This window comes from Chryseobacterium sp. 22458 (genome assembly GCF_052044975.1).
Classification (GTDB): Bacteria; Bacteroidota; Bacteroidia; order Flavobacteriales; family Weeksellaceae; genus Chryseobacterium.
In genome coordinates, this window is the sequence record NZ_JBQEOA010000002.1 from 499,616 (window position 1) to 524,589 (window position 24,974).

A 24,974-nucleotide genomic window follows, 5' to 3' on the forward strand; every position below is an offset into this window, starting at 1 on the left:
TCCCGGAGATTTCCCTCCCAAACCCTTTTTGAATTATAAATTTATAAATGAAAAAATCAAATATCAATATAGCGATACCTGCAACGCTACTGGCTATTATCTGTGTACAGGGTGGAGCATCGATCGCCAAACAGCTTTTTCCGGCTATCGGAGCCATTGGTACGGTGACCTTAAGAATTGTACTTTCTGCAGTTTTACTTACGATCATTAACCGTCCGAAATTTTTAACCTTCACGAAACAGAAATGGAAGTATTGCGCCATGTACGGTATTGGTCTGGCAGCAATGAATCTTATTTTTTATATGGCGATTCAGCGTATTCCTTTGGGATTGGCGGTTACCGTAGAGTTTGCAGGGCCTTTATTCTTAGCGCTGGCTTTATCCCGTAAATTATTGGATGTAGTATGGGCACTGTTGGCCTGTGTCGGGATTTTGCTTATTGTGCCCTGGAAAAGTGATCATATAGACCTGGTGGGATTAGGGCTGGCATTTCTGGCAGGTATGTTCTGGGCTGTTTATATTGTCATGGGTGGTAAAGTTTCCAAAATAATGGATGGGAAAGATGCCGTTACTACAGGAATGCTGTTCGCAAGTTTGGTCATTATTCCCTTCACCATATGGGATGGAGCGGTATTTAATCTTACTCCTTCCATTTTCGTGAAAGGTTTGGGGGTAGCCATCCTATCAAGTGCTTTGCCGTTTTCTTTAGAAATCATGGCACTGAAAAGACTTCCTGCAAAGACTTTCAGTATCCTGATGAGCCTTGAACCTGCGTTTGCGGCCCTTTCCGGGCTGGTATTTCTTGCTGAAGAACTTACTTTCTTGCAGTGGATTTCGATTGCGTGTGTTATAGCAGCCAGTATTGGAACAACTGTTTTCAGCAAAGTCTCAGGAGATTAAAAAATTAGTTGTAATGCTGTGATAACTTGAATTGGGGTTATAGTAATTGGTTGGAAGCTGGAGGAAAGAAGCTGGAGGCTACTTTTAGTGTTATGATCATTATAAAACAATCATTAGATACTGAGTCTTATAATTATTTATTGGTTTCATAACTTCCTGCTCCCGGCTTCAAGCCCTCCTAAACACGACTTTCGATTCTAAATAGATTTTAAATTATTGTAAATCAATTGTTTGTTGCCGGATTTACGTTAATATTCCTTAAGGGTTTAAAAAATATAGTTCAAAAAGTTCAAGCCTTTTCAGGATCAAATATCACGGTAAAAACAGTTTCATTATTTTCTGATCTTACTTTGATGGCTGCCTGATGAAGGTGAATAATTTTTTCTGTAAGGAAAAGCCCTATTCCGTATCCTTTTTCTTTTTTAGAGGTTTCACTCCTGTAAAACGGTTCAAAAATATGCTGTAAGTCTTCATGTGATATCATAATACCTGTATTGGTAAAGCGGATATGAAGTTTTCCCATAACTGCTTCAACATTGATGGAGCATATATGTTCCGGTGCATATTTACAGGCATTATCAATAAGATTATTGAAAGCTACCTTCAGCAGATATTCATTTCCCTGAATAACCAGCTGATGTTCATCAACAGAATTTTCAATATTCAGACTTACTTTATACCCGGGATTTTCTTTTATAATCTTAGCATAAGATTCCAGGAGAACTTCATCAAGTCTGACTTCATGAAAACTGATTTCATTGGGATCATAGCTTGCCTTGGCGAGGTCCATCAGGCTGTTGGAAAGTTTTGCCATATTACGGGCATCGTCCAGTGCATAGCTGATGGTCTGCTGATATTGATCTTTGGTCAGCTCCTTTTCTGAAGCCAGTTCAAGTTCTGTAATAATTGCTGATAGCGGTGTACGAAGCTCATGGGAAATATTGGATACAAAATGTTTTTGGGAATCAAAAGAATTTTCCAGTCTTTCAAGCATGCCGTTGAAACTTTGGGCAAGTTCATTAAGTTCGTCCTTCTCTTTGGTTGTTTTTAACCGGAGCTGTAATTTTCCTGCCGTAATTTTCCTGATCTGATTCACCATTTCACTCAGAGGGCTCAAAGCTTTTTTAGAAAGAAAAATTCCTACAAGATAAGTCAGGATCAGAATACTGATGAAAGCAATGATGCTGATGGTCAGCAGGTGGCTTATCGAGCGGTACCCGTATTGGTCATAGCCTGCTGCTGTTACAATATATTCTTTTCCGTTGTGGGGATAAACCATTCCGATGGCCTGAAGATCATCGAGGAAAAAACTGATCTCTTTCTTTTTCAAAATAGCAGAAAGCATTTTCCGGTCTTCTTTTACATAATCCACCTTTGAATCGTCGTGATAGATTAGGCTGAATTCCGGATCATAAATAGCAACCTGAACTTCATTGAGGGTTTTTGTATTGTTTTTGTACAGGCGGTGCATTTCTTTTTCACTCAGCGTACTCTGGAAAAAAAGATTGGCCTTGGCTACCGCTTCATTACTTAGCTGGGCATAAAATGAAGTTTCCCGTGCTTCGGCGGAAGAATAATAGACGGCAATACCGTAGAATACCATCAGCATTGCTGTGACAAAAGTAAAGAGTAAAGTAAGCCTTGTTCTGACCTTCATATTAAAATACTATTGCTGGTGTTCTTCGTAGCCTTTTTTTAAAATAAAGCCCATTCCTGCTTTGGTATGGATGAGTTTATTCTCAAAATCCTTATCTATTTTCTTTCGGAGATAATTGATATATACATCTATAAAGTTGGTTCCGGTATCAAAATGAGTATCCCATACCTTTTCTGCAATTTCACTCCGGGAAAGCACTCTTTCGGAATTTTCGAGCATGAATTTCAATAGATTAAACTCTTTGGGAGTGAGTTTAACGGGGACCTGGTCACGGCTGGCGGTTTTCTGTTCCAGGTTCATTTCAATCCCCTCATATCTGAGTACAGAGTTTTTTTGCTGTTGCTGGTGTGAAAAACGTTTCAGAAGTACTCTGATCCTGGCGACCAGTTCACGCATTTCAAAAGGCTTGGTCATATAATCATCGGCTCCGGCATCAAATCCTTCCAGTTTATCATCAGTGGTTCCAAGAGCAGTAAGCATTACCACCGGAAGATTGGGTTTTAAAACTTTTAATTCATTACAGAATTCAAGACCATTTTTCCCGGGAAGTACAATGTCTGTCACTACTAAATCAAAATTCTTTTGCAGAACCAGTTTGAGGCCCGTCATTCCATCGTAGGCAGCCGTAACTTCAAATTCAGATTCCTGAAGCCCTTTTGTGATCAGTTGGGAAAGCCTGTTGTCGTCTTCCACGAGTAAAATGTGTGGCATAAGAATGTTGGAATGTTTGGTTGATATGAAGAATAACTCAATACTCATCACAAATGTAATGAATTCTATTTTGTAATTTTGATGCAGAACAAAACAATCAGATGGCAGAATCTAAAATATCTTTTATAAAAAAAATTAAAAAAACGGCAACAGCCGGAATTCTATTTCTTCTCATGACCCTGCTGGTACATTGTGCTTCTTCCAGGACGGCATCACTTGAAAATGGAGATCTGCTTTTTGTGACTGCAAAGGAAACAGGATTGTCCGGAGCCATTAATAATGTAACTCAGAAACAGGAAACAGCTTCTTTTGATCATATCGGAATTTTGGAAAAAGAAGGAAATAAGATGTTTGTCTTGCATGCGGCTCCCAAAGGAGGTTCTCAGAAACAGGTCTTAAAAGATTTTATCAAAGATCAGAAGGCTGACGGACAAAATGTTGTGGTCTACCGTTTAAAGCCGGAATATCAAGGAGCTATTCCGAAAGCGCTTGAAAAGGCAAATTCAATGTTGGGCAAACCTTATAATTTCAATTATATTCTGGATGAAAATTCATATTACTGTTCAGACTTCATCGAGAGGGCTTTCAGGGATGAATCTGTTTTTAAGCTGGAACCCATGACCTTCATTGATCCGAAGACCGGAAAAACCAATGCTTTCTGGGAAGAATTTTATAAAAAGAAAAATTTAAAAGTGCCTGAAGGAGAACCGGGATGTAATCCTAATGGACTGGCGGGATCTGATAAATTGGAAAGAGTAAAGGAATTGTAAAAATAGAAGAGAAGCTGATAAAGCTTCTTTTTTTGTTAAATTTTTAAAAATATTAGTCTACTAATTTGGTGGACTAATATTTTTTTATATTTTTGTCACAGATTTAATGCAGAGAGCAATACGATCTGAAAATGTTTAACTCAAAAATGTTTAGCAATGATTACACTTAATCCCGGCCTGCAGGTTTTGCAAAATAAATTGAACCTGCCTAAAAAAGAATTGATCCTGGAAATAGAATTGAATGGCAAAATGAAATTTGAACATTTGATGAATACGATCTACAATCAATTAGGTATCTGCCACAGAGTGTTGTCTGCTAATATAGAATACGTAAACGGCTACAGCTTTGGAACCGTACAATTATACATTAATGTCAATTCAGAAGATTATCAGCAGCTTGAGTTCTATCTGAATAAAAATAAACTTATCAGTACTTCGGTAGAATATACCTGCAGAAAGTATTTTTAGGTGAGATTCATATAGTTTTAATTACTAAAGTGTCCGGTTTTTGCCGGGCACTTTTTATTTAATAAAAAGATTAGAATATCCAATGGAAGATTTTCAATTCTGACTGCAATTACACATGAAGCTGCGAGAATTCCCCTCCTCTGGAGGGTGTCAAATCTACGATTTGACGGGGTGGTTAAAAAAAGCGCTCAGATCTCTCTGAACGCTCTATAGTAATAAAATAATTATTAGATTCTTTCAATATCAGCACCAATGGCTCTTAGCCTTCCGTCAATATTTTCATATCCCCTGTCGATCTGCTCGATATTGTGGATAATTGATTTTCCTTCTGCAGAAAGAGCTGCAATAAGAAGGGCATTTCCGGCTCTGATATCCGGCGAAACCATTGTTGTTCCTCTTAACGGAGCTTCCTGATTCAGCCCGATTACCGTTGCTCTGTGCGGATCACATAAAATGATCTGTGCTCCCATATCGATCAGCTTATCCACGAAGAACAATCTGGACTCAAACATTTTCTGATGTACAAGAATACTTCCTTTTGCCTGGGTAGCTACAACCAGAATAATAGATAATAAATCCGGAGTGAAACCAGGCCATGGAGCATCCGAAATGGTAAGGATAGAACCGTCTATGAATTTCTGGATTTTATAATGTTCCTGAGCAGGAATATAAATATCGTCACCACTTTGCTCCAGCTGAATTCCTAATTTTCTGAATGTGTTCGGGATAACCCCTAATTGGTTCCAGTTTACATTTTTGATGGTAATTTCAGATTTTGTCATAGCGGCAAGACCGATCCATGATCCGATTTCTACCATATCCGGAAGCATCGTATGCTCAGTACCTCTAAGATATTCAACTCCTTCAATGGTAAGAAGATTGGATCCGATTCCTGAGATATTTGCTCCCATTCTGTTCAGCATTTTGCATAACTGTTGAAGGTATGGTTCACACGCAGCGTTGTAAATTCTTGTTTTTCCCTTTGCGAGAGCGGCAGCCATTACAATATTAGCTGTTCCGGTTACAGAAGCTTCTTCCAGAAGAATAAACTTTCCTCTCAGTTCCGTAGCCTTTAAAGAATAAAAATATTCCTCTTCATCATAATTGAATTCCGCACCAAGCTCTACCAATCCCTGGAAGTGGGTGTCTAATCTTCTTCTTCCAATCTTGTCACCTCCCGGAGTCGGCATATAAGCTTCTCCGTAACGGGCCAGCATAGGACCCATCAGCATAATGGAGCCACGAAGCTTTGCTCCGTCTTTTTTAAATTCGCTGGATTTTATATAATCAAAGTTAACCTGATCCGCTTTGAAGGTATAATCTCCCTGTCCGTTTTTAGTGACTTTTACACCAAAATCTCCAAGGATTTCAATCAGTCTGTTTACATCGTGAATATCAGGGATATTTTTAATCCTTACTTCTTCATCGGTCAACAGAACAGCACATAAAATCTGTAGAGCCTCATTTTTGGCTCCTTGTGGAGTTATTTCACCCTGCAGTCTTTTTCCTCCTCTTATTTGAAATGTTCCACTCATTATTTCCTGTTTTTATGATTGTTATTATGCCTTCTCTTGTTAGGCTGGTTATTATTCTTATTATTGTTGTTATTCCTGTTGTTGCTATTGTTGTTATTTCGGTTGTTGTTATTACTTGTGTAATAGATTTTACTTTTTTCAAGAGAATCAATTCCGGTAAGATCCAACCTGTTTTCAGACAGTTCCTTCAGGTGGCGGAAGATCACATCATCCGTCACATGTTCCTTATTATAGACATTATAAGATTTCTTCATATTGTTGGCAATAACCTCAATAAGGGCTTCTTTTTCATCACCCGTTTCAAGTTCAATTGCTTTTTCTATCAATTGAAGAATACTTTTTCCGTAAAACTTAAAGTCACCCTGAAGTTTCGGATATTCCATTCTTTTAGGTTTTTCTGCCAATTGTTCCATCGTAGGAAAAGGATAAGGAGAATCTACATCCAAATCATAATTAGCCAGAATATAAAGATGGTCCCAAAGTTTATGTTTATAATTTTCTTCGTCACGAAGTTGCGGGTTTCTCTGACCCATAAAATCGATGATTGCCATAGCCATTTCGTTCCTTTCCTCTTTGGTAGGAAGTTCTTTGCAGCGCTCAACCAACTGTTGTATAATTCTGCCGTATTCCGGCATATGAAGCTGAGTTTTTTGGGTATTGTATTCCATAGTATGCAAATATATGGATTAATAGAAAAATTGTTTCGGGAATCTTAAAAATTTATGATTTTTTAATGAAAATTTTAAATGACTTTACAGTTGAATCATTATTTAAAATTAAAATATTTCCCTTTGATTTGAATTTGTTTTCAATAAAATTGTAACTTGGTTAATGAATTGATAATTAATTATTACGATGAAAAAAACATATTTTTTCCTTTCCTTACTGGCTTTAACAATAACTAATTCTTGTCAGAGCAATGATGAACTGATTACGGAAACTTCTAAAAAGGAAGAAGTACATGACAGGATTGTAAATGTCACCAATCATGACGGGAGTCCTTTCAGTACCGGTAAAGAATCCGGTTCTGTTCAGGGTAAATTTGTTGCCGGCCCGGGCGGAAGTGTTCTTATGCAGGGATTTTACTGGGACGTTCCGGAGGGCGGAACCTGGTGGAATACCGTGAAAGATAAACTGACAGCCTGGTCTGATGCAGGAATCGGTGCAGTATGGCTTCCTCCGGCCTCAAAAGCGCAGAACGGAGCTTATTCCATGGGATATGATCCTACAGACTATTATGACTTCGGAGATTTTAACCAGAACGGAAGCATTGAAACCCGTTTCGGATCCAGAACCGAACTTGAGGCACTTATTACCAAAGCCCATGCTGAAAATATGCAGGTTTATGCAGATATCGTGATCAATCATAACAGTGGCGGACAGTCTGAGGCCAATCCTTTTACAGGAACCAATACCTGGACCAATTTTTCCGGGATAGCTTCCGGTAAATTTAAAAGAAGCTATAATGACTTCTATAAAAATGCCTACGGAAATAATGATGAAGGAGCTTTCGGCGGTTTTCCCGATCTTTGTCATGCTAATCCTTATGTACAGGACTGGCTCTGGGGAAGAGATGATTCTGTAGCCAAGTACTATAAAAATGTGATGAAATTTGACGGCTGGAGATTTGATTATGTAAAAGGTTTCGGACCATGGGTGGTGAATACCTGGAATTCTAAAGTAGGCGGATTTTCCGTCGGAGAATTATGGGACTCCAATGTGAATACCCTGGAATGGTGGGCGAATAACGCAAACAGTTCCGTATTCGATTTTGCCGCTTATTATAAAATGGATGAAGCTTTTGATAACGGAAACTTAAATGTGCTGAATGATGATATGATGTGGAAAAGAAATCCTTATAAAGCCGTAACCTTTGTTGCCAATCATGATACAGATGTTATCTACAATAAAATGCCGGCTTATGCTTATATTTTAACCCATGAGGGATATCCTACCATCTTTTACAGGGATTATGAAGAATGGCTGAATAAAGAAAGGCTGAATAACCTGATCTGGATTCATAACAATAAAGCTACCGGAACAACCTCTATATTATACACCGACAATGATGAATACATCGCAAGACGTAACGGATACAACGGAAATCCCGGGCTTGTAGTCTACATCAACACTTCCTCAAGCTGGCAGGAAAGATGGATCCAGACCAATTGGGCAAGCCAGCAGATCAAAGATTTTACAGGAAGTTCAAGCTGGTATCCTACAACACAGGCTGATAAATGGGTGAAAATTCAATGTGCCCCGAATTCCTATTCTGTGTGGTCACTGAATCAATAAGTAATAAGTAATAAGTAATGAGTAATGAGTAATGAATGGATTCAGAACTTATACTTTATAGTTTATAATTCTATTTCTCGCAGATTTATTAAAATAGACACATTTGTGACCTATTTCAGATCTGCGGGAAATGATATTACACCTGAATAAACTTCTTTTTCTGATGCTGATCCGGAAGATAGCATTTCTGATTGGCCAGTTTCATCCGGTTTCTGGAAATCATATCATAAGCCTTATCCCTGAGGAAAGATGGTAAGATTTTTCCAACTGCAGAAAGTTTATAAATACCACCTAGTATATTGGCAATGGCTAATACAGCCTGTGACTTGATCAGATAATACCGTCCCGGTTTCCATAGGTACATGGTATTGAATTCCTTGGTATTCAGCCCCCTTTCAGAAAGAAACTGCTGTCCGAATTCTGACTGTAACGAAGCAAACATAAACTGATCTTTTCTGTCTCTTTCCAGGATCCACTGAACCCAGAAATTACAGACTCCGCAATCTCCATCAAAAAATACAATATGTTTTTTTTCCCAGATTTCCATGATTTTACTGATTTAGTCTGACCTTCCTTTCCGTATCTTCTTTTACTCTTTTAAAGTATTGAACAAGCTCCGCACGCTGCCCATCTGACAGTTTGGCGTCCTGATGACCTATATAATAAGATTCAAGCGGCATTTCTTTTTTCTCAACCATTTCTATGCACTCTTCCAGTTTATGGATCTGTCTTTTAGACTCGTACACTGCAAAGGTAGAGAAATTCAAATGTTTTCTGCCTTCATTGATATGATTTTTTACCCACCATGATGCCGGAGAAATATTGGAATACCAAGGATAGGTGGTTTCATTGGAATGACAGTCATAACATGAGGTTCTGATGATCTTTGCCGTCTTTTCCGGTGTATTTTTAATCTTTAGAAAGTCCATTCCGGGAGTAGGAGGTGGATTAGTCTTATCAATGGGGAAAAATTGAATGATGACAAATGCAACAAGTAGGACGACGATTATTTTTTTCATAGCAGGAAGAATTCATGTTCTGTTATATAAAGATAAGTAAATTATTTTTAGAAAGCATTGAATTTGAATGGGGTTAGAAACAAAGAGAATGAAATGATAAGTGAAAACTGATTTTCATTTTCCGAAAAAACTACAAAAGATGCCTGACTTCCGGTTGCAGATTCTCCTTACGTTGAGTTATTCTAAATTGAAGGACATATTGCTGTTTTTGATTTAATTAATATGAAAAATGATTAACTTAATACCACAATTATGACTTAGATCAGATGCTGTCGGAAATACTTATTTATAGTTTTTAACTATCGTTGAAATAAAAATTAATAGATTGTATTTATTATTTAAACGTTGTAGGTTTGTCATCATCTTACAACATAGAATTTAAACTGTATTAATCAATAATAAAATAAACGACAATGGAAAAAGATTTGAATGACATCAGCAAATGCCCGTTTCACAACGGAACCATGAAGAAGAATAATGTAGCAGGTGGAGGAACCCAGAATTCGGATTGGTGGCCGGATCAGCTTAGAGTAGATCTTCTGCGCCAGCATTCTTCACTGTCTGATCCTATGGATAAAGATTTTGACTATGCCAAAGCTTTTGAAAGCCTTGATCTTGAAGCCGTAAAAAGAGACCTCCATGCATTGATGACCGATTCGCAGGACTGGTGGCCGGCTGATTTCGGACATTACGGACCTTTGTTTATCCGTATGGCATGGCACAGTGCCGGTACCTATCGTGTAGGAGACGGAAGAGGAGGAGCCGGAGCAGGACAGCAGCGTTTTGCCCCTTTGAACAGCTGGCCGGATAACGTAAGTCTTGATAAAGCAAGAAGATTATTGTGGCCGATCAAACAAAAATATGGCAGAAATATTTCCTGGGCAGACCTTCTGATCCTTACCGGAAATATTGCTCTTGAATCGATGGGCTTCAAAACATTCGGATTTGCAGGCGGCCGTGCAGACGTTTGGGAACCGGATGCCGATGTGTACTGGGGATCAGAAAAAACATGGCTGGGAGGAGATATAAGATATGCTCATGGCTCGGAAGGAGTAGCAGAAGGGCAGGCAGCTGTACTTCCTACAGATGATAATGCAGATGGTGATATTCACTCCAGAAATCTTGAAAATCCATTGGCAGCCGTACAGATGGGATTGATCTATGTAAACCCTGAAGGTCCGGACGGAAATCCTGATCCTATTGCAGCAGCTAAAGATATCCGGGATACCTTTGGACGTATGGCGATGAACGATGAAGAAACCGTTGCCCTGATCGCCGGAGGGCATACTTTTGGGAAAACCCATGGTGCAGGTCCCGCAGATCACGTAGGAAAAGAACCGGAGGGAGCCGGAATTGAGCAGCAGGGACTTGGATGGGCAAGTACTTATAAATCAGGAAGCGGAAGAGATGCCATCTCCAGCGGATTGGAAGTGACCTGGACAGAAACTCCAACGCAATGGAGTAATTATTTCTTTAAAAATCTTTTTGAGAACGAGTGGGAATTGACAAAAAGCCCTGCCGGAGCCCATCAATGGATAGCAAAGGATGGAGCAGAAATCATTCCTGACGCCTTTGATTCTTCTAAAAAACATAAGCCAACAATGCTTACCACAGACCTTTCACTGAGACTGGATCCTGTGTACGAAAAAATTTCAAGACATTTCTATGAAAACCCTGATGCCTTTGCAGATGCTTTTGCAAGAGCATGGTTTAAACTTACTCATAGGGATATGGGACCTCGTGCCCGTTATCTCGGACCGGATGTTCCGCAGGAAGAATTACTTTGGCAGGACCCGATTCCTGCAGTAGATCATGAGCTGGTGAATTATGCTGATGTTGATACGCTGAAAGACAAAGTTCTGAACTCAGGTTTGGGTATTTCTGAATTGATTTCAACGGCATGGGCTTCAGCTTCTACTTTCAGAGGCAGTGATAAAAGGGGAGGAGCCAACGGAAGCAGAATCAGGCTGGAACCTCAAAGAAGCTGGGAAGTAAACAATCCGCCACAATTGCAAAAAGTGCTGGGTGTATTGGAAGGAATTCAACAGGAATTCAACAACACTCAGGGTGGAGGCAAAAAAATATCTTTGGCAGACCTGATTGTTTTAGCAGGAAATTCAGCTGTGGAAGCCGCTGCAAAAAATGCAGGACAAGAAGTGAAAGTTCCTTTTGCTCCGGGCAGAATGGATGCTTCTCAGGAACAGACCGATGTAGAATCTATGGGCTACCTTGAGCCTGCAGCAGATGGATTCCGTAATTATCTGAAAAGAAAATATACGGTATCTACAGAATCTTTATTGATTGATAAAGCACAGTTGTTAACTCTTACTGCTCCCGAATTGACTGTATTGATAGGTGGAATGCGTGCTTTGGATACGAATTTCGATGGTTCTAAACATGGGGTATTCACCAGCCGCCCAGGCGTTCTTACCAATGATTTCTTTGTAAACCTTCTTGATATGGGAACCCAATGGAAAGCCATGTCAGAAGATAAAGAATTATACATGGGAAGTGATCGCACAACAGGTCAGCCAAAATGGACTGCTACCCGTGCCGACCTTGTTTTCGGATCTAATTCTGAACTGAGAGCTATTGCTGAGGTATATGGTAGTGCCGATGCACAAGGTAAATTTGTAAAAGACTTTGTGGCAGCATGGACGAAGGTGATGAATCTGGACAGGTTTGATCTGGCTTAATAAAAAGTAATTTTAAAATAGTAAAAGGCAGCAGTGATGCTGTCTTTTTTGTTTAAAAATAAAATAATTTTTTGTATTTATTTGTCATCATAAGGATATGGAGGGAGTATCAGCTTTAAAGAATTGATATAATCCTTATTAAAATAAATAGCCCGTATTTCTTTATATAAAAAGGTTTCCAATTGTAGCCAGGTCACATTGGGACTGAATAAATGAATTTTAAATGATTTTTTTCTGATCAGATCAACCTTGCCAATAAAAGCTCTGGTATGGTCCTTGATCTCAATTCTTATAATTCCTGTTTTAGACTGTAAATCAGCTAGCAATTTTTCATTACCGCCAAGAGCCAGTACCGGATTATTTCTGGAAATTTCTCCTTTTAGCTGTAATATTCTTTCCTTAAACTGATCATCTTCTGTAATCTCAATAGTAGCTATATATCTTTTATTGATTAATACATATCCATCTGTGAGATAGTCAACAGGGATATATTTTAAATAGAACCAGTCATTGGTTTATTGAACTTTTATTAAATTGATTATAGTATTCCTTTCCCTTATAATACTGTAAATCTGTAGAGTGACTGACCAGGAAAGGTTTGAATAAATGCTGTCCTGTGCATAATTATTTTTATAGAACTTATTCTATTTTTAAAATGTAGTCTCTTTATTTTTGAATTAAAAATATATTTTTGCAGGAAACACAATGACCATGACTAAAATATATTTTATTTTTATTATGTGCCTTTTTTTTGTTCCCACAAAGGCTCGTGAATATAATAAAAAAGATTCCCTTCAGGTATATAAAAACTTTTCATTCCCCAATAAACCTGCCGCCAATTCTTTGTATGAATCTTCTTTGGATAAGTTTTCAGGCTTTGTTGATAATGATCCTGAAAATGATAAAGAGATCGGTAAAGCAATCGGAGCTTTCAATGAACTTGATAAAAGTGGAAATTTCACAAGTACCATTAATCCTAACGATCTTACTGAATTACCCATCGGACTTAAAGAGAATAAATCTAATGTAGAATACAGTATTGTTGTTACCAAGGCAAAATTTACTCCGGAATATGCTCTGATTAATGTATATGCAAGAGTTGCTACACCACAGCAGGGAGCTGAAAACGGTAAAAAAACACTGTTCTTCGGAGCCGAAAATATAAAACTATCCTATGGAGGAAAAATCATAGGAGATGCAAAACTTTCTTTGCTGGGAGATATTAATATGCCTTTTAACCAAAATCAGTGGATGCTTACTCTGGAAGGAGGAAGGATAAACAGAGGTAATGGTGAAAGCGTAAATGATAATACCTACGTTACAATGGATTGTGACGGGATCAAAGAACTTTCTTTGAAAGGTAACGTTCAGATTTCCAGAAATGTACTTGTTCCTTTAGACAGTAAAGGAGCGGTGCTTCCTGAAATGGGAAATAACGGACTTACGAACAGGGTTCGTGGTGATTTTGCTCTTAAGGCAAGCGACTGGAATGATATTTTGGTGAAAGTGAGTATCAGCCCTTTTGCCATTACTTCTCAGATTAAAAATCAGGATAAAGGCTATTTTTCTTTCTTTGTTAATAATGCTGTTTTGGACCTGAGCGACCTGAGAACAGATCCCAGTGTACAGTTTCCTCAATATTACAATACCCATGAATATCTGATCGGTGGATCAGAATCCTGGAGAGGTTTATATGTTCAGACTTTAAATATCGGCCTTCCACAAGAGTTCAAAACAGAAGATCACATTGATACAAGGGTTTCTTTTGAGGCCAATAATCTTTTAATTGATGCTTATGGAGTATCCGGAAGCTTTGCTGCCAATAACCTTTTTCCGATCGAGCGAGGAGTAACCAACAGAGAAAATGCCTGGCGATATTCTCTTGATAAAATTGGAATTGACCTGGCTGCTTCTAAAATTGTGGGAGCTAATCTGGAAGGAAAAATACAGCTTCCGGTTCAAAAAAATAATGACAGTTCAACGAATACCATTCCAAATTATTTAGGCTATAGAGGTGCCATCACAGAAGAACAGTATCTGATTTCTGTAACAACTCTCAATGATATTAATTTTGATATCTGGAGCGCTAAAGCAACCATTGCTAAAGGTTCTTCCATTGAAATGCGGGTGAAAAACAAAGAGTTTCTTCCCAAAGCAATTTTGAACGGCAGCTTGGCTATTGCGGCCAATTCTTCTGCAGATGATAACGATCCGGGCAGTAAAAAAGATGCAGATTTTAAGGGGGTAGAGTTTGAGGGACTTACCTTACAGACTAAAGCACCATTTGTAACGGTTCAGTATTTTGGAGTAAAAGGTGAACAGAAATTAGCAGGCTTTCCGGCAAGTATCAGCAATATTGTTGTGGTTGCAGACGGTTCACAGGCCAATTTAGGATTTAATGTGACTGTTGGCCTACAGGAAGAACGTTTTTCTGCTACAGGAGGTATGATGATTAATGGTTTGATTGTCAGCGAAAATAACAGGCAACGATGGAAATATGATGGCTTCAATCTTACTAAACTGGCACTTAATAACGTAGATATTGGGGTAGGGAAGATCTCCGGAAGCCTTGAAATCATGCGTAAAGACCCTCTGTATGGTAATGGATTTAAAGCACATCTTAAGGCTGAAGTTACAGCGCTTAGTAAAATAACAGTGGAAGTAAATGCTGCTTTTGGATACAGTACTTTCAGGTATTGGGGATTTGAAGGATCTGTAAAAGGATTGAGTATTCAGGCCACTGCACTTAAAATTACCGGGTTTACAGGAGGAGCGTTTTACCGGATGATTCCTGATCGGGAACTAAGCATGAACCCTGCCTATGAAAATAAAGCTTTGGTCCTGAAACCTGATAATACGGTTGGTCTTGCATTAAGAGCGGGTATTTACGGTTCAATTCCAACAGATAAAACTATAGATATCATGGCCGGATTCAGCATTTCAACCAATCCAAATGGTGGTTTAGCCAATATCGGATTTATTGGAGAAGCTGTTGTAATGGCTGATCTTACTAAGCTGGTTCCTGGAGATGCCTTGGCAGGAGCACAGAAAAAATTCAAAGAAATGACCGGGAATTCTAAATTTCTGTCAGATCTGAAAAATAATAAAACAGTCACCACGTTTTTGGATACCAAAATGGTTGACGAGCAATATCCTGTTACAGAGAAAATTGATGGAGCTATCTATGCCAAGTTGGCGATGAACTATGACTTTAACAATAGCGTATTCCATGCAAGTCTGGATGTATTTATTGATATTGCCAAAGGAATTATCAAAGGAATCGGTCCTAATGGCCGTGCAGGATGGGCAGTTGTACACATAGCTCCGGATGAGTGGTATATGCATATTGGTACACCAACTGATATGATTGGTCTTAAGGTTGGTTTTGATAGTTTTTATCTACAGTCGTCCAGCTACTTTATGGTGGGAACACGTATTCCGGGAAGTCCGCCGCCGCCGGTTGAAGTTGCAGAAATTCTGGGACTTCAGGTACAGGATCTGGATTATATGAGCAATCTTAATGCCCTTGGAGACGGAAAAGGTTTTGCCTTTGGGACACACCTTAAGTTTGATACGGGTGATATGACGGCATTGTTCCTGTATGCCCGTTTTCAGGCTGGTTTAGGAACGGATATTATGCTTAAAAACTATGGTGAGGCTAAATGTTCCAACCGTGGTGGAGACCAGATCGGGATCAACGGGTGGTATGCTAACGGACAGGCTTATGTTTATTTACAAGGAGAATTGGGGATTAAAATCAAGCTTTGGTTTATTAAAAAGAAAATTCCAATTATTAAGGCTGGGGTTGCTGCACTTTTACAGGCAAAAGGGCCGAATCCATATTGGGTAAGAGGATATCTTGGCGGATATTATAACTTACTTGGCGGATTGATAAAAGGACGTTTCAGATTTAAAATGGAGTTTGGTGAAGAATGTGTCCTTGAAAATGCATCAGTTCTTGGCGGTATGAAGATTATTACAGATCTGACGCCTAAAAAAGATGAAACAAACGTTGATGTTTTTGCCATTCCACAAGCGACTTTTGGAGTGCGTGTCAATGAACCTATCGTAATTCCTGAAGATGATGGTGACCATACCTATAAAGTAGTTGTAGAAAAAATGACCATTATAGATGATCAGGGTAAAGAGATTAAAGGAGTAATAGAGTATGCGAACTCTAAAGATCTTGCCAACTTCGTTTCTGATGATATTCTGCCTCCTAACAAAACACTGAAAGCTTTAGCACAAGTTAGCTTTATGGAGAAAAAGAATGGTATATATGAAGTAGTAATGGTTGATGGGCAAAAAGCAATAGAAATTGAAGAGCGAATATTTACAACAGGCTCAGCTCCGGAAGCCATTCCTCTATCCAATATAAAATATGCATATCCGGTTGTAGATCAGGAAAATTACTATAGAGGAGAGAACAGTAATGGTTATATTAAGTTAAAAAGAGGCCAGGATTATCTGTTTGATGACCCGAATTGGACAACCTCAATTCTTTTTGCTGCCGAATCACCGTTAGAAAGCAATTTCTCTTATAATAATGCGGATAATATTGTGAATTTCAAGGTTCCGGATCTTGCCAAGCAGAAAGATTATACATTAGCACTGATTGCAAAAAATAAAAATGGATCTAATGGGGCTTCTGACAATGATACCGTAGAAAATACAGAGAAAACAGAAGAAAGTAGTGATGGGTCAGCTGTTTCTGTTACAACAGAAATAAAAAAAGCACAGAGTCTTTCTAAAAATGGAGAGATCGACAGGCTTTCGTATGTGTTCAGAACCAGTAAATATAATACACTTTCAGACAAGCTTTCTGCTTTAAATTTCAACCCGTTATGGATCAAGTTAAGCTCTGACGTAGTTACATTACAGAATAATATGAACGCTGATGAATACTTTGATGCTACTGAAATTTCAGGATCAAAATATACAGATAACAAGCCATTAATCAACCTTACTGCATTAATGGAAGATTCTTTTGCAGGCGAGTTTAAAGGTCTTATCTACAATAATTACCCATTTGACGGACTAGAGTTAAACAGAGCGGAAAGCGATGATGATTTTACAGGAATTCCACCAGCAAATGCATTCCCGGTATTTACTTCATATCTGCAGTATCTGGGCAATGATAAAGGAAATGCGTTCCTGAAACAGACTTTCCCTTTCAAATATGATCTGTTCAGTTATTATAAAGCAGATTGGTATGAGCTTATTTCTAAAGCAGCATCCAAATATGTAGGCGCACCTGCAACTTCACGATCTCCACTTATTAATGCTTTACTGGAATCCACATTCGGAACTATTCCTTCCATAAAGTATAGTGTGAAAGCGAGATACGTTTTGCCAGGGAACAAACAGGGGTCTGAAAAACAAATTAACTATGAATTCAAATAAAGCTGAAGCTTTATCTGACCACTCTATATAAAAAACACAGAACATGATTAAAGATTTTTTTAAATCATATCTAAAAAAGCAGCATTACTCTATAAAAGTCATCACATTATTTTTATTGTTGATTTCAGGGCTAATGCCAATGAAAGTGACGGGACAGCAATATCCTGTAAAGCTGGTTCCTGTTGTCATTCCGCCTTATAGTCTTAGGCTTGCAGATTATGCAGCCAGTACAGACAATAAGTTGCAGCTTCAGGTTTTAATGACCGACCTTTTAGAGCCACAGCACCAAACAGGGATAAAATTCTCGCTGGAGGCAGGGCTCAATGTAGTTCCTATAGCAAGATCCAATGATTTTGTTGTAGGAATGAATCCTTTCACGCTTTATCCGGGAAATAATATTACCCTGACGAATGTAGATTTGCGTTCCCTTTTTGAACTGCAGAATCTGGCAGGCATTAATGCTGTACAATACTCAAAGCCTCTGGCAGATGGAGTGTACCAGTTTTGTTTTCAGGCTTATGATTATTATACCAAGAATAATCTTTCTTCAAAGACGTGTACCACAGTTTTTATGGTACAATATGATCCACCGATGCTTACCCTTCCGCAAAATGCAGAAAAAATACAGGCATTAGCTCCTTATGGGGGTGGAGCAGGAGTAATATTCCAGTGGATGCCAAGACAGATTGCTCCAAACACCCGTTATATTTTTACATTAAAAGAACTTTGGGATCAGGGCCAGAGCCCTATTTCAGGTTTCCTTTCAGCACCACCGCTTTGGAGAGAAGAAACCTATGCACCCACTTTGTATTACGGAATTGATAAAACCCAGCTGATGCCGGGTAAAAGATATGCGTGGCAGGTGCAGGCGAAATCAGGAAATCCAGTAGTGGGTGCCAATGCTACAGATGATAATGGAGTTTATAAAAATAACGGACTGTCTGAAATCTTCTACTTCGATTATGTAGAAAACTGTGCTGTTCCTACTTTGCTTATGGCAAAAAATGTAGGGAAAGGAAGGGTTGAAATACGATGGAGCCTTGCAGGACAACCTGGAGGACTGTACAATGTTCAATACAGAAAAAAAGGAAGCAGTGCAGAATGGGCTACTCAGCAAAGCTATCAGGCAACAGCCATCCTTACAGGGCTTGAAGATAAAACAGAATATGAATATCGCGTAGGAACAGTCTGCGGAAGTGCCCAAACCTTTGGAGATTCTAATCCAACAACAGGAGGAAACAGTGCTGGAAATGCCTATAGCTACAGTGGAATTCAGTTGTTTACAACCGATGGCAGTTCTTCAAACAATAACTATCAGTGCGGCATTATGCCGGCCGTGGATATTGCCAATAAAACTCCTTTGCAGACCATGCTCGGGAATAATGAAGTATTTACAGCCGGAGATTTTCCGGTAACTGTATTATCTGCTCAGGGAAGCAATGGTATTTATACAGGAACTGGATTTATTGAAGTTCCCTATTTAGCCGATACAAAAATCAAAGTAAGTTTTACCAACATTAAACTCAATACAGATAAAAAACTGATTGAAGGAACCGTTGAAACTACCTATGATCCAAATGAAACAGCTGTACATTATGCATCAGGTGGACTAGGGGAAACTTTTGGAGATGCTGGGGTAAAAGAAGTAATTGTAGATTATGTTATTTCAGATATAAAGTATACTGCAACGCCACCACCAGGAAAAATTACAGTGTATGGTGATTCCGGTAATGGAGGATCTCCGAGCCAGCAGGATTTCCCGGGTGGAAAAGACTACGAGATCAAGGATAAAGAAGGAAATATCTGGACCGTAGATGAAAACGGAAATGTTACCAAAACAGGCAAGGTTGCAGAAGGTGGAGCATCCAATTCAACCAATACAGACGGAGTTTCCGGTAGTGGAAGTAATGCAGCTGTAACCCAGTATACTGCTAAAGGAATAAAAATAGACTGGAAAGAAGCTGCTGCAGGTAAATTTGCCTACGATACACCGGAGAAAACCAAGCTTCCAACATCTAAATATCCATCTGTAAAAGATGCAGACAACAATACAGTCTATGTTCCTTATAAAGCTACGGTTAACAAACAGACAGAACTGTTTGATGCCAGAGTGAATATCTCTGATCCTTCACTTAAAGATGGGAAAATCATCTTTAAAACGTTGGGCACAGGAAAAGCTATTGAAGTTACAGAACTTAGTAAAACCGATACGGAAAGAAACTATCAACTGAAACTTCCGGGTACATTTGATTACGCAGAAGAAGAGGTGATTGCGGTGCTGATGCCTAAAGAAACAGGCTCAAAACAGAAAGTAATCGGAAGTTTCCGCCTTGTACACCTGAGTCCTGAAGATATTAACGTGAGTTTGGTTCCGTTGGATGCGGTGTCACAGTCTAATTTACAGGCACAAAGTGCTAAGCTGAATCAGATTTACAATAAAATTGGAGTAAAATTCAATGTTAAGGAAGAACCTGTTCTAAATATCAGCTCTATTGTAAGCGGTGATACCATTAACAGTGAAGATTCTGATCTGATGAGTACATATAGCCCTCAGCAGCAGCAGATCAATGCTCTTTATAAAGGTACGGATGCAAGATACGTCCTGTTTGTAACAGACAAAAAATCTTCGACCGGGCAGAACGGCTATATGCGTCTGAATGGACAGTTTGGTTATGTGTATGGAAATGCACCTGCCAAAACTGGATCCCACGAACTGGGACATGGAGTATTTAAGCTGGAACATCCGTGGAAAGCATTGGGAACCACTGAAAAAGGCACTAATCTATTGATGGATTATGCTGCCGGTGAAGAATTGTCTCATCTGGATTGGAAACAGATCAATGATCCGGCGTTTAAATTATATGCGTTCCAAGGGCAGAGTGCGGGAGAAAGTGTAGATAAGACATTTATTTTGAAAGAAGATGGTTATTTTATGACACCATCTAATAAGCTTATAAAGCTTGGTAAAGGAACAGAATTATCATTTTATTGTAGTCCACCTCAAAGTTATCAAAATAATGTATTGCATGGTTTTAAGACTCCGGATGGATTTTATTGGGATAATATGACTCAATATCATCTTAATCAGAAAACTTTTGAAGGATTCTATAAGGTTACAAAAGATAAAAATGACTGGGTAAAAGATAATGCTGGTAACAGAATTTTATATGCTGATCCCAACTTTAAGAATAATGGAGCCGGAAAATATCCTGTTTATTTTGTACAATGGATAAATCTGGAAAATAATAAATCCGAATATAGAATATACAAAGGAGAACTTGACATCAACAACAGTCAATTAGCTACTGATAAGTATTTTAAAGGTGATATACAGGACATGTCTTCTCCTATGTCAAACACTTTAGTGGAAACCATTACATCTACTGGTTGTCAGCAACAGGTACAAAATAAAGGAGATCTTTATCAAACAATTAATGATCCACAAGGGAAATATGAAATAAAAATATTCAAAAACAAGGATGGAAAATTAAGCACTGAGTTTAAATTAAAATCTCAAGGAAATTCCAAAACTAAAGAACAGCAAAGAGCCATAGAGCAACAAGTAGAAGCTCTAATGAATGAGAAGTTGCAAGAACTTGGTGGCCTCGATGGAAATGAATCTGCTGAGGAGAAAAAACAAACAGAAGACGGCGGAGAGTTTTGGGTTAGAAAAATGAACGGAAGAGCCTGGCTGAATACCATCGGAGATCTTGGAGAAAGTGTTTGGGAAAATGCTGCAATGCCAGAAAACTATTGGAATAAGGATAAAAACTATAACGAAGCAAATATCCATATTCCTCCTACATTTGCAGGAGTTGGTGATGGTGTTATTGGAGAAATAAGTGATTATCCTCAATTGATAAAACTGGGGTATGATGTCTCTACCAAACAGGAAGTAAGAGAAGGACTTTGGAAAACGGTAAAAAATATTAATTTAGAAAGTATTAAAACGGCCGCTACCGGAGCTCTTAAAAATAAGTGGAATGCTTATACAAACAGCCCGGGACACATCACTTACCATGAAATGGGTAAAGATGGTGTTACCGTAGTTTCTATGGCAATGGGTGCTGGCTTCTTCAAAAAAGGTGCAGATGGATTAAAGGATGGAATTGAAGATACGGGAGAGAAGTTTATTAAAAAGGAAGCTGGTAATATTGCTGAGAGTTTTAATGAATTATTAAAAAATCCTAAATTTAAACAGATTTATGAACCTTTAGAAAATGGTTCTCATATAAGGAAATTTGGGGATGGTGTGACAGTTGCTGAAGAAGCGTCTTTAAAATTATTTATACAGGATAATTATTATAGTGATTTTAATAAAGCATTAGCAGGAGAAATACCTATGACAGCAGAGTATAATGAAATGAAAAAATTAATGGAATCTGCACAATCTAAATTACCAAAATATAATGGTACTGTCTTTAGAGGAGCAGGAAAAGCCGAATCTGATTTTGCAAAATCTTTAAGTGTTGGACAAGATTTTAATTTTAATGGAAGATTTACTTCAAGTTCTGTTTCAGAATCTGAGGCTGGTATGTTTATGTATGGTGGTAAAGGCGACATTATGTGGAAAATTAATTCTAAATCAGGGACAGATATTAGAGTGATTAATCCTAAGGAACAAGAAATTTTATTAAGATCAAATGCAAAATATAAGTTAGAATCAATAACTCCTAAAGAAGGAAATTCTACAGTTTTAATCTATGAAATTACAGAACAATAATATGGATACATTAGACGAAATATACGAATTGTATAAACATTATCACGAATATCAAAAAATAGAAAATGGAAATCCAAATGAATTAATATGTCTTAATCATTTACTTCACGAAAAAAAATGGTATTTGAAAAGCTTTGAAGAAAAACAGGATATTAGACAACATTTTAAACTAAAATTAACCAAAATAGTTGGAAGTAGTGAAGAATTCGGGGAAAACTTTGAATTGGAAAATCTAATCATAAATATTCATTCGCTTATAAATGAAATAGAGAGTAAAATTAACTTCTTAGAGGGCCTTAATGATTCCATAAGTAAAAGATTTAAGGCAATGTTGTTTGTAGAGAAATATTATATCAATGAATATAAAGATCCTAAAATAATAAGGATATCTAATTACAATCTACTAATGAATATAATAGATGAAATACTATCAAATTATAATTTAGAATATAAAAATGATATAATTGAATTAAGAAAGTTTGTTGCCAGGAAATATGAATTGTTGAGTAATAATGGATAAAGCTATTGAAATAAAACTTATTAGTAATATTTTAAATGTTACTGTATAAAATTAGACAACTGTAGTTATGGATTGGAAAATGAGTAGAACTGCATCAATTGAGATATCTTATAAAACATATACATATCGTAGACTTTATCGATAAATTAATTTCTTCAAGCTAACTTTTCAACCAATTAAATAGAATCTTCAAATTAGAATAAACATGGGAATAGTACTAAAAAATAATATAGTTTGGGGACCAAAAAAAGCTATTTCAGAAGCATTTTTTGAAGATATATCTAATATTATCAAAGGTAGTCAAGAAGACTATGAAATATTACAGGCAGAAATAGATGAAGCAATATTTTATTATACATGGACATTAGATTATAGAAAAAAAATACTATCAGATGTATTGCTTTTGTCGTCTCTAGTGAATATGTTGATTGAAAAATTTGATGAGATATATGAAGATCGTTTGAATGAAAATATAATTCAAGTATATAAAAGTTCAATATTAGACCTTCAAAACATTTTAATAAATTCTATTAAAAATTATTAATAAATATAAAATAATTGAACTATGAATTTTTTAGAAGAAATATCGAATATTTATATATTAAAGATGATTATATATTAATTGATAGAGAAGGATCTTCAAATATTGCAGATGAAAATGAAATAATGTTAATTCAAGAACTACTAGATTGAAAGCAATGCTTTTTGTTGAAAAATATTTAATAAATGAAGTTGAGGAAGCCAAGAAATTTTAATTTCATTCTTTTAATGGGAATATTATTAGAATGTTCAAATGATTTGGAATATAAAGAAATTGACTTATATATCATGATTGATCTACTTCAAAAGAAACAGAATTATCTTATAAATAAATAATTTTTTTATAAAAATAAAACATAAGAAAGTTAAAGGCATTTTGCCAGCGAAGAAGTTCATTAATTTAGAAAGTATTAAAAATTCTCAACAATTGAGTAGAATATAGAGGTTAAATACACAATAAATATGACAGAAAAAGAATTCCTCAAAATTATTGAAGATAATTCTGAGAAAGGGAAAAACATAAATTCAATTATACCAATGTTTAAAGACAATATAAACATAAGTGATGTCTTTGTGAAAAACATGAAACATACAAGCTTTGTTGGTTCAAATATAGAATTAAATAGCTGTGTATTTTTAGAATCATACATAGGAGATACATTTAGGGAAAATTCTAAATTTGAGAATTGTCTGTTTTATAATTGTAGTTTATCTAAAGTTTTGTTTGAAGGAGCTATGAAGGGCTGCAAGTTTATTAATTGTAACTTCTTCGAATCGATGTTAAATGGTATAGTAGTAGAGGACTGTCTTTTTTATAATTGTGACTTTTCTGCGGTTGATTTTTCTTATTGCGAAATATTTGATACTGAATTTATACGAAGTAAAAATGTTAATCAAAATTCGTTTGTAGATAATATTGAATATAATGTTAAATGGGAATAGCCCTAAATAATTCTATAGATTTTTTAATTAATAAAACAATATCAAGTATATATGTAGAGTTTGAATCAAAAGAACTAATACTTTTTTTACAGATAACAGCAAATTAATTTTACAAGATTGTTTGTATTATTCAGATTTAGGTATAATTAATAATAAAATTAATTTTATTTCAGAAGAAGGAATAATGGGTTTTGTAATTTTATGATTGTATAATGTATTATAGACTCAGGAGTAGTTAATTATGGAGAATTATATAGATATAGAAACAGTACCCAATTGTAAGATTGAAGAAAAAAAGTTTGAATGGGGAGAACCTTATCAAATGTATACTCCGGTTTTTATTTTTAAAAAACAATCAGTTTCCAAATTAGAGAATTCAATAATGTTCTTTGGAGAAAATAATTTTAAGCAACAACTATTATCTCTATACAATGTAATTAATAATCATGAGGAATTTGAAAGACTTGAAAATTATACCGGAGAAGAATTTAGTAGAAAAACAATTTCAGAACTCATTGCTTCTTTTATCAAAAAAAATGAAAACCTGATAGCACCATGGGAAAAATATGAGATTGGATTAACAGAGTATGATTATATAAGATATGCCGAAGAGAAACTGAAAGAAAACTTATGCTATGTTAAAGTATAATAGAATGTTGTAAGCACCAATATTTAATAATAGAACCAAGAAACAGTTGAATATGGTGAACCATATTGGATGGAAGAGATGAAAAATCTCCAGAACCTAACAAAAAACTAACAACCAAGACAAAATAATAAACATAAAAACACAATT

Annotated in this window: 18 protein-coding genes; 11 read left to right on the forward strand and 7 right to left on the reverse strand. The window is 36.8% G+C overall.

Translation table 11 applies throughout. The annotated features are described in order from the left end of the window. Positions 1 to 47 precede the first annotated feature (47 nt). Positions 48 to 899 (forward strand): EamA family transporter, encoded by an 852-nt coding sequence (locus ACTJJF_RS09555; RefSeq protein ID WP_440699503.1) that lies wholly within the window; start codon positions 48 to 50, stop codon positions 897 to 899. Between the two features lie 289 nt (positions 900 to 1,188). Here ACTJJF_RS09555 and ACTJJF_RS09560 read toward each other — a convergent pair whose 3' ends face one another. Both ACTJJF_RS09560 and ACTJJF_RS09565 read right to left on the reverse strand, forming a co-directional pair. Beyond that, positions 1,189 to 2,556 (reverse strand): sensor histidine kinase, encoded by a 1,368-nt coding sequence (locus ACTJJF_RS09560; RefSeq protein WP_440699504.1) that lies wholly within the window; start codon positions 2,554 to 2,556, stop codon positions 1,189 to 1,191. 9 nt (positions 2,557 to 2,565) lie between these two features. Next, positions 2,566 to 3,267, reverse strand: coding sequence for a response regulator transcription factor (locus ACTJJF_RS09565; RefSeq protein WP_440699505.1), 702 nt, complete (start codon positions 3,265 to 3,267; stop codon positions 2,566 to 2,568). Positions 3,268 to 3,368: 101 nt separating this feature from the next. On the opposite strand from ACTJJF_RS09565, the gene ACTJJF_RS09570 reads away from it, so the two are divergent. Together ACTJJF_RS09570 and ACTJJF_RS09575 are read left to right on the forward strand one after the other, a co-directional pair. Continuing rightward, entirely contained in the window at positions 3,369 to 4,037 is a 669-nt protein-coding gene (locus ACTJJF_RS09570; protein ID WP_440699506.1) for a YiiX/YebB-like N1pC/P60 family cysteine hydrolase, read from the forward strand. 156 nt (positions 4,038 to 4,193) lie between these two features. Next, positions 4,194 to 4,505 carry an NIL domain-containing protein gene (locus ACTJJF_RS09575; protein ID WP_312298301.1) on the forward strand — a complete coding sequence of 104 codons (312 nt, stop codon included), beginning with the start codon at positions 4,194 to 4,196 and terminating at the stop codon, positions 4,503 to 4,505. A gap of 227 nt (positions 4,506 to 4,732) precedes the next feature. On the opposite strand, the gene murA is transcribed toward ACTJJF_RS09575, so the two are convergent. Then, positions 4,733 to 6,040, reverse strand: coding sequence for a UDP-N-acetylglucosamine 1-carboxyvinyltransferase (murA, locus tag ACTJJF_RS09580; protein ID WP_065399124.1), 1,308 nt, complete (start codon positions 6,038 to 6,040; stop codon positions 4,733 to 4,735). Next, a complete protein-coding gene (locus tag ACTJJF_RS09585) occupies positions 6,040 to 6,708 on the reverse strand; it encodes a DUF4290 domain-containing protein (protein WP_312298297.1) in 669 nt (222 codons plus the stop codon). The genes murA and ACTJJF_RS09585 overlap by 1 nt, the downstream gene beginning before the upstream one ends. Positions 6,709 to 6,895: 187 nt before the next feature. On the opposite strand from ACTJJF_RS09585, the gene ACTJJF_RS09590 reads away from it, so the two are divergent. Next, complete coding sequence (locus ACTJJF_RS09590) at positions 6,896 to 8,335, forward strand: alpha-amylase (RefSeq protein ID WP_440699507.1); 1,440 nt, start codon at positions 6,896 to 6,898, stop codon at positions 8,333 to 8,335. A gap of 136 nt (positions 8,336 to 8,471) precedes the next feature. Here the strand turns inward: ACTJJF_RS09590 and ACTJJF_RS09595 are convergent, their stop codons facing one another. Together ACTJJF_RS09595 and ACTJJF_RS09600 are read right to left on the reverse strand one after the other, a co-directional pair. Beyond that, positions 8,472 to 8,882, reverse strand: coding sequence for a thiol-disulfide oxidoreductase DCC family protein (locus ACTJJF_RS09595; protein ID WP_440699508.1), 411 nt, complete (start codon positions 8,880 to 8,882; stop codon positions 8,472 to 8,474). 4 nt (positions 8,883 to 8,886) lie between these two features. Next, positions 8,887 to 9,354, reverse strand: a complete 468-nt coding sequence (locus ACTJJF_RS09600; protein ID WP_440699509.1) for a heme-binding domain-containing protein — start codon at positions 9,352 to 9,354, stop codon at positions 8,887 to 8,889. A gap of 413 nt (positions 9,355 to 9,767) precedes the next feature. Between ACTJJF_RS09600 and katG the strand changes: the two genes are divergently transcribed. Further along, positions 9,768 to 12,050, forward strand: a complete 2,283-nt coding sequence (gene katG / locus ACTJJF_RS09605) for a catalase/peroxidase HPI (RefSeq protein WP_440699510.1) — start codon at positions 9,768 to 9,770, stop codon at positions 12,048 to 12,050. A gap of 77 nt (positions 12,051 to 12,127) precedes the next feature. Here katG and ACTJJF_RS09610 read toward each other — a convergent pair whose 3' ends face one another. Next, positions 12,128 to 12,376 carry a hypothetical protein gene (locus ACTJJF_RS09610; protein WP_440699511.1) on the reverse strand — a complete coding sequence of 83 codons (249 nt, stop codon included), beginning with the start codon at positions 12,374 to 12,376 and terminating at the stop codon, positions 12,128 to 12,130. 385 nt (positions 12,377 to 12,761) lie between these two features. Between ACTJJF_RS09610 and ACTJJF_RS09615 the strand changes: the two genes are divergently transcribed. The 6 genes from ACTJJF_RS09615 to ACTJJF_RS09640 all read left to right on the forward strand — a co-directional run bounded on the left by ACTJJF_RS09615 (position 12,762) and on the right by ACTJJF_RS09640 (position 24,827). Next, positions 12,762 to 17,453, forward strand: a complete 4,692-nt coding sequence (locus tag ACTJJF_RS09615; RefSeq protein WP_440699512.1) for a hypothetical protein — start codon at positions 12,762 to 12,764, stop codon at positions 17,451 to 17,453. A gap of 43 nt (positions 17,454 to 17,496) precedes the next feature. Further along, positions 17,497 to 22,176 (forward strand): hypothetical protein, encoded by a 4,680-nt coding sequence (locus ACTJJF_RS09620; protein ID WP_440699513.1) that lies wholly within the window; start codon positions 17,497 to 17,499, stop codon positions 22,174 to 22,176. Position 22,177: 1 nt separating this feature from the next. Beyond that, positions 22,178 to 22,696, forward strand: coding sequence for a hypothetical protein (locus ACTJJF_RS09625; protein ID WP_312298279.1), 519 nt, complete (start codon positions 22,178 to 22,180; stop codon positions 22,694 to 22,696). Between the two features lie 205 nt (positions 22,697 to 22,901). Continuing rightward, a complete protein-coding gene (locus ACTJJF_RS09630) occupies positions 22,902 to 23,240 on the forward strand; it encodes a hypothetical protein (protein WP_312298278.1) in 339 nt (112 codons plus the stop codon). Positions 23,241 to 23,698: 458 nt separating this feature from the next. Next, positions 23,699 to 24,178 carry a pentapeptide repeat-containing protein gene (locus ACTJJF_RS09635; RefSeq protein WP_312298276.1) on the forward strand — a complete coding sequence of 160 codons (480 nt, stop codon included), beginning with the start codon at positions 23,699 to 23,701 and terminating at the stop codon, positions 24,176 to 24,178. Positions 24,179 to 24,419: 241 nt separating this feature from the next. Further along, positions 24,420 to 24,827, forward strand: a complete 408-nt coding sequence (locus ACTJJF_RS09640) for a hypothetical protein (protein WP_312298275.1) — start codon at positions 24,420 to 24,422, stop codon at positions 24,825 to 24,827. The last annotated feature ends 147 nt before the right edge of the window (positions 24,828 to 24,974 follow it).